Genomic DNA, 15,180 nt, shown 5'->3' with positions numbered 1-15,180 from the left:
TATGACATAACTTGCAGTGTCGATTGCTTTAAAAGCTATGAATATGCTGGTTTGATTAATGTGCGATGAATCATGAGTAGTAAAGATTTAATTAATACTTGGTATGTTTTTTTGGTTCTATCGTTAACGTTAGAATGCCTCTAAGCAGATTTACTTCTTCTTTTTCAAGTTTGGCACGGGCATAGATACGACGTATACGCTCACTGAGTTTCTTTGGTGCATTGGGGTTGAGGTAGCCAATTTTAATGAGCGTATCTTCCAGATGTGCATATAAACCTTCTAAGGCTTCGTTAGTAGCGTATTCGGTTGGCGTGATTTCATCCAGTTTACACTCAAGCACCGCCATACGCATTTCGTAACACATGACTTGCACTGCAGCCGCTAAATTGAGTGATGAGTATTCAGGGTTCGCTGGAATCATGGCAAGCAGCTGGCAGCAATCTAATTCAGCGTTCGAAAGACCGCTCATCTCAGTGCCGAATACCAAGGCGATAGGCTGCGAAGCCGCTATTTTACTTGCTCGCATTGCGGCTTCCCGCACATTCACAAGCTCGTGCGAAATTTGACGTTTACGTGCACTCATGCCGATAGCTAGTACGCAACCTTGCAGTGCTTCACTTAATGTTTCCGTCACGATTGCATTTTCGAGTAAATCTGCTGCACCAGTTGAAAGAGCGGTGGCATGGGCGTCTGGAAACTTATCTGGTTTTACCAAATATAAATGCTTCAACCCCATGGTTTTCATTGCGCGTGCTGCTGAGCCAATATTCCCAGGATGGCTGGTTTGGCATAGCACTACACGTACATTGTGTAAGGATTCAGCTTTTGCTGAGTCTGATTTTATTGCGTCTAAATTTGCTGTCATGACATATCACCATTAAAGTGTCATTTTATCATTCTAAACTCTGCACTATATGGATTTTGAACATTTAAATCTGCTGTATGGTCATGATGAGTGATTAAAACTTAAATGCAGCAAAAATATTGTAAAAATTAAATTGTTTAAATGTTAAAGGTATACTGAAGCATGCTTCGTGCAAATATTTAGTCATAGGCTGATGAAGAAACTTATTATTTTATTTAGCGTTACGGCGCTTATGTTTTCGAGTACCTTGTTTATGAATAAGGTGTTTGCAGCTGATTCTCTAATTAGGCCAAGCAACGTGGCTGTGATCGTGAATACGGCTAATACTAACAGTGTAGCCATCGGTCAGTATTATTTGAAAGCACGCGGCATTCCGTCGGATAATCTTATTCGAGTCAACATCCCTGGAAATCCTAAAAAACTCACGGTTGAGCAGTTTAATCAGCTCAAGCAATCTATTGATGAAAAACTAAAACCAGAGATGCAAGTCATCTTGCTAGTTTGGACAGCGCCTTATGCGGTGGAGTGCAACGCGATTACGTCTGCACTGACATTAGGTTTTGACGCACAGCAGTGCAAAAAAACTTGCGGCCCCGGCAAAATGAGCCCTTATTTTAATAGTGCTACGACACAGCCTGTTGATGCGGGTTTGAGACTATCTATGTTAATGCCGACAGAGTCGGTAGATGAGGCAAAAGCATTGATCGATCGCGGCATATTAAGCGGATTTATGATGAGTGAAGCGAGCGCTTATTATTTAAATACCTCAGACAAGCTGCGCAGTTCTAGAGCTGAGTTTTTCCCAAAATCTATGCAGATTCCTGAGAGAAAGCTACAGATACAAACTTTGCAATTAGACGCAATTGAAAATATGAAAGACATCATGGTGTATGAGACTGGTCTTGCACATGTGCCAAAGCTGGATACGTTAGGATTTATGCCTGGTGCGCTTGCTGACCATTTGACTTCTTCTGGTGGAGACTTACTAGGAGGCGGTCAAATGAGTAGCTTGAAATGGCTGGAAGCTGGTGCTACTGCTAGCTATGGCACTGTTTCCGAGCCTTGTAATTATTGGCAAAAATTCCCTAACCCAACCGTACTGCTTGCACATTATCTTTCGGGCGAAAGCGCCGTGGAAGCTTATTGGAAAAGCGTTGCATGGCCAGCACAGGGTTTGTTTATAGGTGAGCCTTTAGCGAGTCCATACTGTACCTCTTGCCGAATGCTGCAAAATGTTCAGTGAGGTTTAAGTTGGTATTTGAGTTATTAGCATAAGACACATAGGATTTCATTTGCAGCCATTACACTTAACGCTGAAATCACGCGTGCCACAAGTCACGATTACCAAGCTGATTATTGCGGCAAATATTTTAGTTTTTGTGGCGATGTTGGTAAAGGGTGCCGGTTTTTGGCATTCGCCGAATGCTATTCAGCTCGCTTGGGGGGCTAATTTCGGTCCAGCAACGCAAGATGGCGAATGGTGGCGTTTAGGTACTGCGATGTTTCTGCATTTTGGCATCATTCATTTGCTAGTGAATGTTTGGTCATTGTGGGATGCAGGACAGCTGGTTGAGCGCATGTATGGGCATCTTCGTTTTGCTGGGATCTACGTGTTGAGTGGGTTAACTGGCAACTTAGTGTCACTGGTTATTCAAGGGAATGCTGCAGTGTCTGGCGGTGCGTCAGGCGCTATTTTTGGGGTTTATGGCGCACTGCTGACTTTCCTCTGGCGTGAACGACAATCGATTGCGCGTCATGAGTTTCGCTGGTTGTTCTGGGGCGCTTCGGTGTTTTCTGTGGCGACTATCGTGTTTGGTTTTATTGTGCCAGGCATTGATAATTCCGCCCACATAGGTGGTTTTTTGACGGGTATTTTCAGTAGTATTTTACTTTCGCAATCCATTGAGGTTAAGCCTGTATCGCGCAATACTAAGTTGTTAGCTGCTGGCGTTATTGTGCTCGCCTGTGTGGTTTTGGTGCTGAATATTCCAGCACCTAAGTATCGCTGGAGTGATGAGTTGCTATTGCGTAAGAAAGTGGATGAGTTTTTATTAAAAGATCAGGCTATTAATCGCTCTTGGCTACAAATTATGCATGAAGGTAATAAAGGCGAAGCGACCTTTGATTCCTTGGCGAATCATATAGACGAGGCGATTAGCGAGCCTTATGAACAAAGTTTTGAGCAATTATCACAATTGCCGAGTGACCCGGCATTGCCCTCAGCCGCTAAACTTAAAAACATATTGCAGTATGTTGAAAAAAGAAAGTCTGAGTCGCAAGTGCTGGCAGATAAAATGCGAAGTAAGCCGATTATGCAGCTGCCGCAACCTTAAGAAAACTTTTTGCGTCAAAACTTACAGTTGCTTAGGCCAGCTCTTCATGGCGATTAATGAACTTGTTAATTGGTGAACATGGCGATTGGTGAATACGTGAAATAGTATTAAAATGCTGACTTATCAGTTCTTTAACATGAATTTAAAGCTTGAGTCATTACTTAAGTCATTGAAGGTTAAGTAATGACTCAAGCCATATTTAGCCTAAGTTTTATTCAATACAGGTTAAAGCAACAGACTACCAACAAAGATTCGAGAAAATATGCATCCTATGTTATCCAATGCAGTGAAAGCTGCACGCCGCGCTGGCAATATTATTACACGTGCCTCTGAAGACGTAGGCTCCCTCAAAATTCAAACCAAAACTTACAATGACTTTGTCACTGAAGTAGATAAAGCTGCAGAGGGTGCCATTATCGACATGTTGAAGGATTTGTATCCAACGCACGGATTTTTGGGTGAAGAAAGCGGCGAATCGAATTCTGAAGCTGATTTCATTTGGATTATTGATCCGTTAGACGGCACTACCAACTTTTTACATGGCATGCCGCAATATTGCATCTCAATCGCCTTGCAAGAACGCGGCGTATTGACGCACGCGGTAGTGTATGACCCAAATCGCAATGACTTGTTTACTGCAACCAAAGGTCGCGGTGCATTCTTGAATGACAAGCGTATTCGTGTATCACAACGCACAAAATTGCAAGATACCATTATCGGTACAGGCTTTCCATTCCGTGATTTCACGCATCTAGATACCTACTTAGATATGTTGAAAGACATGATTAAAAAGACCACTGGGATTCGCCGTCCAGGTTCAGCCGCATTAGATTTGGCTTACGTGGCTGCAGGTTGGTATGATGGTTTTTGGGAAATTGACCTGTCAACTTGGGACGTCGCCGCAGGCGGTTTAATCGTGCAAGAAGCGGGCGGTATTGTGGGAGACTTTGAAGGTAATGAGTCATGGCTTAAAACAGGCAATATCGTTGCTGCCAACCCAAAAATATTCTCTCAAATGCTGCAAACCTTAAGCCCGCATTTAACTGACGATTTAAAAACACCTAAATAACGATGATAGAGCACGTGTTCGAGCGGCATATGAGTGAGTCTGTTCATTCGCCGCAATCAACCGCTAAGTTTATTGCAAGCTTAATTGCAGAAATTAGGCCGTCAAAGCCAAATCAGGTGGAAGCGGCCATCAAAGCGATTCAAGCGCTGTGTTATTTGCTCAACAGTCACCCTGAAAAAGCGCGCCAGTTGCGTGAGGCGATATTAAGACTATTAAGCGAACATAAACCCATCTCACTATTCTTAGTGACCCGTCATTCCGCTTTTTCGGGGTTCTTTACTGAAATGCGGAGGCGCATAGGGCATAAGCTCTTACCTGAAGCGGTTGATGAGTCTTATCTCATTGATTTATTCGCATGTTTTTTCACTAAAACCAGCGATGAGTTATGGGTGCAGGCTGTACCTGATGAGGTTTGGGAGCAGCTTATCGTAGCAATAAGGTTCAATGAGGCTACTACTGATATTACGGAACCTATTATTGAATCATGCCGACAGAATTTTTTGGCCGCGACTCAGGTGCTTTCATACCGAATAGCAGCATTAGGCTTAGAGCCTGAGTTGCTGCGCAATCATCCTGAACTTGAGCAACATACTTCACCATTTATTGCGCAGCAAATAGAGTTAGCTGAGTTTCTGGCATCGCCAGATGCAGATACGCATGATTTAAATTCAAAAAGTAACGAGACTGATATCAAGCATATTTTAGTGATGCTGAATCAGTGTAGTGAAGTGGTCATGAAAATTCGACGCAATAGCGCGATTGTTGGTACCAGCATACAACTGACTTTTATGTTGCAGAGAATGGCGCAACAAGTCAGCCGACTAGAAACGCTATTAGAGATTCTTGACCACACCAGCAGTGATGACAGTCACAATAATCAAGAGACAAGTCCTAAAGAAGCTCACTCTAAAGCGAATCTAAAAATCGTACAGCTTTTCAAAGAGCTGGTTTATAGCGAATGCCATAAAAACGACGTAAGTGAGCATTGGCGTGAGAATATGGAAGTCATGGCATTACGTGTGACTGAAAATGCCAGTCGCACAGGTGAGCATTACATCACAGGCAATCGTAGCGAATACTTTGCATTAATGCGCTCAGCAATGGGTGCAGGCGTTATTATTGCTTTCATGGCAATGATTAAAATCACGCTTGCCAAGCAGCATATGGCACCGCTGACTGAAGCTATCTTATTTAGTTTAAATTACGGCCTAGGATTTATTCTAATTCACATATTGCATTTTACGGTTGCTACTAAGCAGCCTGCTATGACTGCTGCTGCGATTGCTGCCAGTATTGACGCAACTGACAGCAAATCTAAAGAAATGGATAATTTGGTGGCGATGATTGCCAATACCATGCGCAGTCAGCTCGTCGCAATTTTTGGTAATGTAGTATTGGTAGTCCCTATCGCGATGTTGATTGCTTTGGGTACGCTACACTTTACTGGTCAGCATTTCATCACGCCAGAAAAAGCACATCACCTTATGGCTGATATCGATCCTTTTCGCAGTGGTGCCTTGCTTTATGCTGCTGTGGCGGGTGTTTGTTTGTTTTTATCGGGCTTAATTGCTGGTTACCATGATAATTTGGCTATTTATAACAAAATTCCTCAGCGCTTACGTGCTGTTACATGGATGCAGAAAGTTCTAGGTGTTACGCGGCTTAATCGCGTTGCTAATTATGTAGAAAACAACTTGGGTGCGCTGGCCGGTAACTTCTATTTTGGTTGTTTGTTAGGCGGCATGACGGCAATAGGCGTGCTCTTTGGTTTGCCTTTTGATATCAGGCACATTACCTTTTCATCGGCATATGCTGGGTATGCTGCAGTTGCTTTAGATTTCATGTTAACTTGGCAAGCCGTTGCTTATATTGCCTTGAGCTTGGCGTTAATCGGTTTTGTGAATCTTGCTGTAAGTTTCAGCTTGGCGCTTTATGTGGCCATGAAGTCGCGTAAGGTCCGCTTTAAACAATGGCGATTATTGTTGGGTAATTTGGCAACAAGATTAAACCAGCATCCAGGTGAATTTATTTTTCCACCTAAAAACTCGACGGATAAAATTACTGCTGACCATGAGTAAGATTCAACAGCCCTCAGCACATGAGGCAGCCGCCGCTAGCCACACCCCCATGATGCGCCAGTATCTTGGTTTAAAGGCACAGCATCCAGATATGTTGTTGTTTTATCGCATGGGCGACTTTTATGAGTTGTTTTTTGAAGATGCTGAAAAAGCCTCACGTCTGCTGGGTATAACATTAACGCATCGCGGTAGCAGTAATGGTCAGCCTATCAAAATGGCAGGTGTACCATATCATGCGGCTGAAGGCTATTTAGCTAAATTAGCTAAATTAGGTGAAGCGGTTGCGATTTGTGAGCAAATAGGCGATCCCGCAACCAGCAAAGGTCCTGTGGATAGGCAAGTCGCACGTATTTTAACGCCAGGTACGTTAACTGATACGGCGCTGTTAGATGAGTCTCGTGATAATCAGTTACTCAGCATTTTTCAAGCAGAAGGCGTGATTGGTTTAGCACGTTTAAATCTCGCTTCTGGTACGTTTATTTTAAGCGAGATTGCAGTCGGGCTATTAGGCCAAGAGATTGAGCGTATTGCCCCCAGTGAGATTTTGTTGGCAGATGATTTTATGCATGCGGCAATCGGTTTGAGTAAAGTGGCTAAAAAGCGCTTAAGCCCATGGCAGTTTGATTTTGACAGTGCTTTTAATACTTTAACTAAACAGTTCAACACATATGATTTAAACGGTTTTGGCTGCGCTAGCCTTAACCCAGCCATTTGTGCGGCGGGTGCTTTACTTGATTATGTGAAGCACACGCAACGCACCACCTTGCCGCATATCAACGCCATTTCGGTTGAAGTGACTAGTGCTTACGTTCAGCTAGATGCTGCCACACGACGCAATCTAGAAATAGATATGACCTTGCGTGGCGAAGCAAGCCCGACTTTGTATTCACTGCTCAATACCACGCAAACTGCCATGGGCGCACGGCTTTTGCGCCACTGGTTGCATCACCCATTGCAAGATAGAAATTTGGTGATGAAGCGCCATGAAGCAGTAGCTGAGCTGATTCAGAATAATAGTTACGCTATGTTGCCGCTGAAGAATATCGGCGATATAGAGCGTATCACAGCCCGTATAGCCCTTAAAACAGCTAGGCCGAGAGATTTATCAGGCTTGTCTGCAAGTTTGCAGCAATTACCTTTACTGCAAGCGCAATTGCAAAACTCACAAACCAGCTTATTACAGACTTTGGGCTCAAGTTTAACCCCGCCGAATGCGGTTGCGAGTTTGCTGACTACCGCGATTAAAGCCGAGCCAAGCGTTGTGTTGCGTGAAGGTGGCGTGATTGCTGATGGTTACGATGCTGAGTTGGACGAATTACGTGCGCTGCAAAATAATCATGGCGAATTTCTATTGCAATATGAAGCGGCCGAAAAAGCCCGCACAGGCATCACTAATTTAAAAGTTGAGTACAACAGTGTGCACGGCTTTTATATTGAAATGAGTCGCGCGCAAGCTGAAACCGCCCCTGCAGAATATCGACGTCGTCAGACGCTAAAAAATGTTGAACGCTTTATCACGCCTGAACTTAAAGCGTTTGAAGACAAAGTACTGAGCGCTAATGACCGCGCACTCGCGCGCGAGAAGCTGCTTTTTGCCGAAGTGCTAGAGAAGCTAATGCCGTTTATTGTCGCCCTGCAGACCAATGCTGGTGCGGTTGCTAGCTTGGATGTGTTGAGTTGTTTTGCCGAACGCGCTGAAACACTCAATTATGTTGCACCAGAATTTATTACAGAAGCTGGCATTCAAATTGTAAATGGGCGCCATCCTGTGGTTGAAAGTATCGCCCAGCCCTTTATTGCCAATGATGTGGTGTTAAATCCTTATCGCCAGTTGTTGCTCATTACCGGTCCTAACATGGGTGGTAAATCAACCTTTATGCGGCAAACTGCGTTGATTGTATTGTTGGCGCATTGTGGATGTTATGTTCCGGCGAGTTCGGCTAAAATCGGAGAAATTGATCGCATTATGACGCGAATCGGCGCATCTGATGATTTGGCAGGTGGTCGCTCTACCTTTATGGTGGAAATGACAGAAACCGCTAACATTTTGCATAATGCGACGGATAAAAGCTTAGTATTGCTAGATGAAATTGGTCGCGGCACTTCGACTTTTGATGGTTTAAGTTTGGCTTGGGCTGTGGCTAAGCAGTTGCTAGAGAAGAACCGCAGTTATACACTTTTTGCAACCCACTATTTTGAACTTACACGCATTGTCGATGAGTTTAAACAGGCCGCTAACGTGCATCTAGATGCAGTTGAGCATGGTCACAACATAGTCTTTATGCATAAGGTTGAAGAGGGTGCTGCTAATCAAAGTTATGGTTTGCAAGTAGCGCAGTTGGCGGGTATTCCTAAATCGGTAGTGGCGAGCGCAAAGCGCAAATTACTCCAGCTTGAAAATCAAAATGTGGCAAACAATAACGCCCAAGTAGATTTGTTTTCAAGCGAAGCAATCGCGCCAGAAATAGTGTTGCATCCGGTGGTTAATGCATTAGAGGGTGTTAATCCAGACGACTTGACGCCTAAGCAAGCTTTAGAAGTTCTTTATCATCTAAAGACCTTTGTTTGAAAAGGTAATTGTAATTTTTTGATAATGGGCTTTTAATCATTAGCCATGTTGTTAAAGAATGACTAAAATCTTCATAAAAATCGCAGAGTCTGCGCCTTTAATTACTTTAACTAAAAATTTGGTTCCGCATGTTCAGCCTAGTAAAACAAAAAGTCCTACAATTCTTAGTGACTCTTCCAGCTAAAATCTTTGCTGGATTGTTCATATTTTATTGTTTGTTTGGCTACTTTGCTGTTAATCCTTTGGCTAAGAAGCTTGTTCCTTGGATTGCCGAAAAGAAATTAGCGAGTATCGGCAGCGTTGGCAAAGTGACCTTTGACCCTTTGCGCTTAAAAGCCACCGTAGAAAATTTCAAGCTAACAGAGAAGAGTGGCGCGCCTCTTGCTGGGTTCGCTAAACTGGTTGTTGATTTTGAAGCGAGTGGCATCTTTAAAAGGGCTTGGAAATTCAAAGAAATCAGCCTTGTTGATCCTCAAGCACTTATTGCCATCTCCCCACAAGGTAAGCTTAATTGGGCGGATTTAATTGCCAAGTTAAATGAAGACAAAACGCCACCTGACGATACGATTCCACGATTAATTATTCAGCAGCTTTCTGTCAAGCTGGGTAATATCGACTATGTGGATGCTAGCCGAGCCACACCACTTAAAGCTGCAATCACCCCTTTAGATTTTGAACTTGGTCAATTTTCGACCTTGCCGCAGGATAGAGGTAATTACTTGATCGCCGCTAATTTTCCAGAGCAGGGCGGTACGCTTAAATGGAAAGGCAATATCGGCGTAAATCCAGTGGCTTCAAAAGGTTTTGTTGCACTTGATGGCGTTAAAATTGCCAAGCTTATGAACATAGCTAAAGGCGTTTACTTGCCGTTAACAGTGAGCCAAGGCGATGCGCAGACGAGCTTTGAATATAACTTCTCACTACCAAACAATAAACCTAAGCTTGTACTGAATAACGTTGCATTAAATTTGAATAGCGTAGTTGGCGATGCTCCCAATGCAAAAGTCAGCTTAAAGCAGGCTAATCTTACTATACCGCGCTTAGATTTTGTGATGAACAATGCGCCGCAATTGCAGTTTCAAGATTTAAACATGAAGTTTTCAGGCTTTGAAATTAATAGCGGCAGTCAATCTTTACTAGTTTTGCCGCAAGTAGCGGTTAACCATGTCAGTATGGATTTAGCTGCGCGTAACGCTAAGGTAGGACAAGTTCTTCTGCCACAAGGCTCAGTGAGTGCTGTGATGGGTAAAACTGGCACAGTCAATTGGCAGCAAGCATTTGCTGCCCCTACTAATGAAAGCGAGCCTGCTAAAGCAGCTAGCACACAGCCAAGTCTAGCAAAAACTGCTAATACCACTGAGGTTGAAGCGCCGTTCACACTAGAAATAGCCGATGTGCAGTTGCAACATTGGAAACTTGCATATCTAGATCAAACATTCTTAAATCCATTACAAACAAATGTAGCGGACTTTAATTTGAGCCTCGCGCTCGCTATGCCCAAAGGTGAGATAGCAATCACACAAATTCAAAGTAAAGCGATAGGTATAAGCGCAAAATCAACCGCGAATAAGCAAGTGGCGAGCTTGGATAATGTTCAGCTCTCTGATGGTGAAGTTTTAATAGCTGAACAAAAGGTAAGCATACCTTCAGTGATTTTTAGCGGACTAAAAACCCAGATTATTAAAGAAACCAATAAGCCGCTTAACTGGCAAACGATCCTCGCACCAGCAACAAGTAGTGTTAATAATACAGTCGCTAATAAAACAAGCAATAAAGCTGATTGGGCTGTATCGCTTAAAAAAGTTGCGCTTGAGAACGCAAGTTTCCACATAGAAGACCGAAGTTTAACCTCGCCTGTAGTGATGGATGTTGAAAAAATTAACGCAGAGATGCGTGATAGTTCGTTGGATTTAAAGAAGGCATTGCCTATAAAAGTTGACTTTAAAGTCAAGCAAGGTGGTCAATTTAGTACGCAAGGTAAGCTCACGCCGTTGCCATTTGCGGCTAATCTTGATGTAAAACTCAATCAGCTTTCACTTATTCCATTCGCGCCGTATATCAATCAATTTGCTTTGCTGACACTCAATCAAGGTGCGGCAGATTTAACAGGTAAGCTCGCAGTAAAAAATAGTAAAGCCCTAGCGCTTAGCTTTAATGGTGGCTTTGATGTCAATCATCTGAATGTGGTGGAAGAGATAAGCGGCGCGCCATTCTTAAGCTGGGAACGTCTTGGCAGTCGTAGTCTGCAAGTGTCGCTAGCGCCCAACCGTCTACAGATGGCTGAATTGCAAATAGTTAAACCTGTAGGCAAGTTTATTATCAATCAAGATAAAAGCATGAATGTGACAAAATTTCTGCGTAATCAGCCTGCTACTGTGCCAGTTGCGCCGACGAAGGTCGTTGCAGTAGCTGCTGAACATAAAGCATTGCCTGCTAGTAACGGCATGCTAGATGGCGCTAAATCTTTGATTGCGAGTAAAGCAAAAACTGCAGATGACAAATCGTTTGCACCACCGCCTTTAACAGCTAGTACGCAAGAGGAAGCCTTTCCTGTCAATATCGAAACCGTCAGAATTGACAATGCTGCATTAGAATTTGCCGACCTTTCACTGGTTCCTCAATTTGGTACTAATATTCATTCGCTCACTGGTGTGATTAATGGCGTGTCGACTAACGCTGCTTCTACCGCACAAGTGGAGTTAGACGGTCGCGTGGATGACTATGGTGCGGCGCGTATTCGTGGTTCTCTACAACCATTTAATGTCACAAACTTTACTGATTTGAAATTATCGTTCACCAACATAGAAATGAACCGACTGACACCATATTCTGGAAAGTTTGCTGGCAGGCGTATTGATTCTGGCAAGCTTTCAGTTGATTTGGAGTACAAAATAAAACAACGCCAGTTAGCAGGCGAAAACAAGTTTGTGATTAACAAATTAAAACTAGGCGAAAAAATCAAAAGCGCAGACGCTGCTGATTTGCCGCTTGATTTGGCCATTGCCATTTTAGAAGATAGTGACGGTGTCATCGACTTAGAATTACCTATCACAGGTAGTTTGGATGATCCACAATTTAGCTATGGTAGCATCGTATGGAAAGCCATTAGAAACGTGCTTGGCAAGATCGTCACTGCGCCATTCCGCGCTTTAGGTAAATTGTTTGGTGGTAGTGGCGATAAGCTAGAAGCGATTACTTTTGAAGCCGGGGGCGCTGTGCTTAGTCCGCCAGAGCTTGAAAAAATTAAAATGGTCAGCACTGCGTTAGCAAAAAGACAAGGTTTAGCGCTTGGTATCGTACCTGCTTATGATGAAGCTTTAGATATACCTGCAATACAAGAACATACAGTGCGTAGTAAGGTGGCAGAAGAAATGGGACTTACATTGGCAGAAGGTCAAGCTGCAGGGCCAATCGATTTGAATAACGCTAAGGCGCAAAAAGCTATTGATAATCTTTACGATACGCTTACCAAAAAAAGCTTATTGAAAAAATTGGCTTCTAAGTTAGAAAAGCCCAAAGAGGGGCATTATGAAGAAACTGTACAGAAACTGACTGCCAGCATACAAGTGACAGATACGGATTTACAAGCACTAGCTAAATCTCGTGGAGAAGCAATACAAAAAGCCTTGCTAGCGGCTGGCGTCAGCGCAGATAGAATACATATAGACGCACCAGAAAAACACAAGGGTGACGGAAATGCCAAGGACATAAATACTAGGCTAACCTTAGATGTTAATCAAAAAGTGTCAGTCAAAGCAGAGTAGCAAAAGTTTCGCTAATATTAAGCAGCAATAAAAAAGCACTCATCAAGAGTGCTTTTTTTATTTGTTCCTACTTTATAACATCAAAGTCTAAAGCTTCTTAGTGGTGATGACCGCCAGCGCCGTGCACGTGTTGATGCGTTACTTCTTCTTTATTTGCTACGCGAACATCAGTCACGGTTGCAGTAAAGATCAAGCGCTCGCCAGCCCAAGGATGGTTGCCGTCAACCACAACTTTGCCATCTGCGATTTCAGTCACTGTGTATAGAATCACTTCGCCACTTTCGTCTTCGCCTTCAAATTGCATGCCGACTTTTAATTCATCCGCTGGAAACGCGCTAGCTGGTTCGATTTGTACTAACTCTTCATCGTACTCACCAAAACCATCTACAGGTTGTAAATCCACAACTACAGAGTCGCCCACATTTTTACCGTGCATGGCTTCTTCCACTTTTGGGAAAATATTATCGTACCCGCCGTGCAGGTAAGCTACTGGATCTGTGCTAGATTCAAGCACGTTGCCATCAGCATCTTTAAGTTCATAAGTCATTGTTACTACAGTGTTCATGGCAATTTGCATGGTGTATCCTTGTCCTAAGCTAAAGTTCTAAATCAAAGTTTGTAAAAAATATTGGGTAAGATTTTAATCTATTTTTGTAAAGCGTGTTTAATTTTAAGTGTTGAATGTGACAGTTAAAGTTAACGACCTCTACCACCGCTTCTGTGTGCACTATTTGGGTTTGCGTTCGTTCTGCCCGCATTACCGCGACCTTCATTAGGGCGTGCAGCATTTTGTCGATTAGGTTGATGGCGATTCGGGCTTGGTGGAACAAATAAAGCTGGTTGCGGCATTGCTTGGTGGCGCGCAGCTTCTGACATATTCCTTGTGTTTTCACCTTGCGCAGGTCTAGCTTTGTTGCCTTGTGCTGGGCGACCCTCTGTATTCGCTCTTGCATCGTTTCTCGGCGCTTGGCCGTTACGCTGACCATTGCCTCGGTTTTGATTACGACCAGCATTAGGGTTTGCGCCATTGCCTTCAGTGCTAGCTGGCACATGCGCCTTACGTTGTTGACCTTGACCGTGCCCACGTGGTGGTCTGCCATGAGGTTGGGTTGAACGTGGTGCTTCTGGTTCTGGCTTATCAGATGGTGTAAAGCCTTCAACTTGCACTTTTGGAATCTCGCGTTTAATTAGCTTTTCAATGTCTTTAAGCAGCTTCAGTTCTTCACGATCAACCAATGAAACCGCGGCACCGCTACTGCCTGCACGACCGGTACGGCCAATACGATGTACATAATCTTCTGGTACATTCGGTAATTCAAAATTCACAACTTGCGGTAATTGGTCAATGTCCAAACCACGTGCCGCGATGTCAGTGGCAACTAACACACGCATCGTGCCGTCTTTAAATTGCGCTAATGCTTTTGTACGTGCACTTTGGCTCTTGTTGCCGTGAATGGCCGCGGATTGAATACCGTCTTTTACCAGTTTTTCAGCTAAACGATTCGCACCGTGTTTGGTGCGAGTGAATATTAATACTTGCTGCCAATCGTTTTGTTGAATGAGGTGGCTCATTAACTCACGTTTATGGCCTTGCGCAACCATGTGTACCGTTTGCTCTACCAGTTCAGAGGCAGTGTTGCGACGAGCCACTTCCACAAAGCCTGGGTTGTGCAATAAACCATCGGCTAAGGCTTTGATTTCGTCTGAGAAAGTCGCAGAGAACAATAGGTTCTGGCGTTGCTTAGGTAGCATTGCTAATATCTTTTTGATGTCACGGATAAAACCCATGTCCAACATGCGATCAGCTTCATCTAGCACTAAAATCTCAATGCCTGACAAATCAACGTTTTTTTGGTTAGCATGGTCAAGCAAGCGGCCTGGCGTTGCCACTAAAATATCCAGTGGTTTTTTCAAGCGCGCAATTTGTGGGTTGGCGTTTACTCCGCCAAAAATTACAGTAGAGGTTAAAGGTAAAAACTTGCCATACACTTTTACAGATTCTTCAATCTGCGCAGCAAGCTCGCGCGTTGGCGTTAGCATTAAGCAGCGCGGGCGTCCTTTAACAACTTCGCTCAAAGGTTTTTGGCTAAGCAGATGCAAAATCGGCAAGGTAAAGCCTGCGGTTTTACCCGTTCCGGTTTGCGCGCCAGCAAGTAAATCGCCACCGCTTAATACTTGCGGTATCGCTTTAGATTGAATTGGGGTTGGGGTGGTATATCCTGCGTCGTTAATCGCACGCAAAATGGGTTCAGATAAACCTAACTCGTTAAAGTTAAGGATTGTTTCAGTTGTCAAAGTATAAAGCTCCAGCTTGGAATTTAAGCCGACCTATTACTTATGAAGCAACACCAATCGAGGTAGGCAAATGTAATAATCATTCAGGTGATTTGAAAATCAAGAAGATTAAGGGTAAGGACCGCTACGCTGATTGGTTGGCATAGGGGCTGATATTTCTTTGGGCATTATACGGTGAATTTCAATTAAAGCTAGAAATAGATATTT

9 protein-coding genes are annotated in these 15,180 nt (G+C 43.6%); 6 read left to right on the top strand and 3 right to left on the bottom strand.

Going from position 1 to position 15,180, the window contains the following annotated elements; translation table 11 throughout:
* Window positions 1-91 precede the first annotated feature (91 nt).
* Window positions 92-865 carry an RNA methyltransferase gene (locus M301_RS09970; protein ID WP_013148651.1) on the bottom strand — a complete coding sequence of 258 codons (774 nt, stop codon included), beginning with the start codon at window positions 863-865 and terminating at the stop codon, window positions 92-94.
* A gap of 232 nt (window positions 866-1,097) precedes the next feature.
* Here M301_RS09970 and M301_RS09965 point away from each other — a divergent pair, with 232 nt between their 5' ends.
* The 6 genes from M301_RS09965 to M301_RS09940 all read left to right on the top strand — a co-directional run bounded on the left by M301_RS09965 (window position 1,098) and on the right by M301_RS09940 (window position 12,678).
* Window positions 1,098-2,108, top strand: coding sequence for a TIGR03790 family protein (locus M301_RS09965; protein WP_148218597.1), 1,011 nt, complete (start codon window positions 1,098-1,100; stop codon window positions 2,106-2,108).
* A gap of 49 nt (window positions 2,109-2,157) precedes the next feature.
* Entirely contained in the window at window positions 2,158-3,198 is a 1,041-nt protein-coding gene (locus M301_RS09960) for a rhomboid family intramembrane serine protease (protein WP_013148649.1), read from the top strand.
* Window positions 3,199-3,460: 262 nt separating this feature from the next.
* Window positions 3,461-4,267, top strand: coding sequence for an inositol monophosphatase family protein (locus M301_RS09955; protein ID WP_013148648.1), 807 nt, complete (start codon window positions 3,461-3,463; stop codon window positions 4,265-4,267).
* 29 nt (window positions 4,268-4,296) lie between these two features.
* The gene (locus M301_RS09950) at window positions 4,297-6,345 is read left to right on the top strand and encodes a site-specific recombinase (RefSeq protein WP_013148647.1); all 2,049 of its coding nucleotides are present in this window, start codon (window positions 4,297-4,299) and stop codon (window positions 6,343-6,345) included.
* Window positions 6,338-8,914, top strand: coding sequence for a DNA mismatch repair protein MutS (gene mutS, locus M301_RS09945; RefSeq protein WP_013148646.1), 2,577 nt, complete (start codon window positions 6,338-6,340; stop codon window positions 8,912-8,914). The genes M301_RS09950 and mutS overlap by 8 nt, the downstream gene beginning before the upstream one ends.
* 128 nt (window positions 8,915-9,042) lie before the next feature.
* Entirely contained in the window at window positions 9,043-12,678 is a 3,636-nt protein-coding gene (locus M301_RS09940; protein WP_013148645.1) for a DUF748 domain-containing protein, read from the top strand.
* Window positions 12,679-12,775: 97 nt separating this feature from the next.
* Here M301_RS09940 and M301_RS09935 read toward each other — a convergent pair whose 3' ends face one another.
* Together M301_RS09935 and M301_RS09930 are read right to left on the bottom strand one after the other, a co-directional pair.
* Window positions 12,776-13,255, bottom strand: a complete 480-nt coding sequence (locus tag M301_RS09935) for an FKBP-type peptidyl-prolyl cis-trans isomerase (protein ID WP_013148644.1) — start codon at window positions 13,253-13,255, stop codon at window positions 12,776-12,778.
* Between the two features lie 119 nt (window positions 13,256-13,374).
* Window positions 13,375-14,973 carry a DEAD/DEAH box helicase gene (locus tag M301_RS09930; RefSeq protein WP_013148643.1) on the bottom strand — a complete coding sequence of 533 codons (1,599 nt, stop codon included), beginning with the start codon at window positions 14,971-14,973 and terminating at the stop codon, window positions 13,375-13,377.
* Window positions 14,974-15,180: the final 207 nt, after the last annotated feature.

Origin of the sequence: Methylotenera versatilis 301 (assembly GCF_000093025.1) — a bacterium.
Classification (GTDB): Bacteria; Pseudomonadota; Gammaproteobacteria; order Burkholderiales; family Methylophilaceae; genus Methylotenera; species Methylotenera versatilis.
The sequence above is the reverse complement of the archived record's forward strand: the minus strand, read 5'-3'. Positions and strand labels throughout refer to the sequence as shown.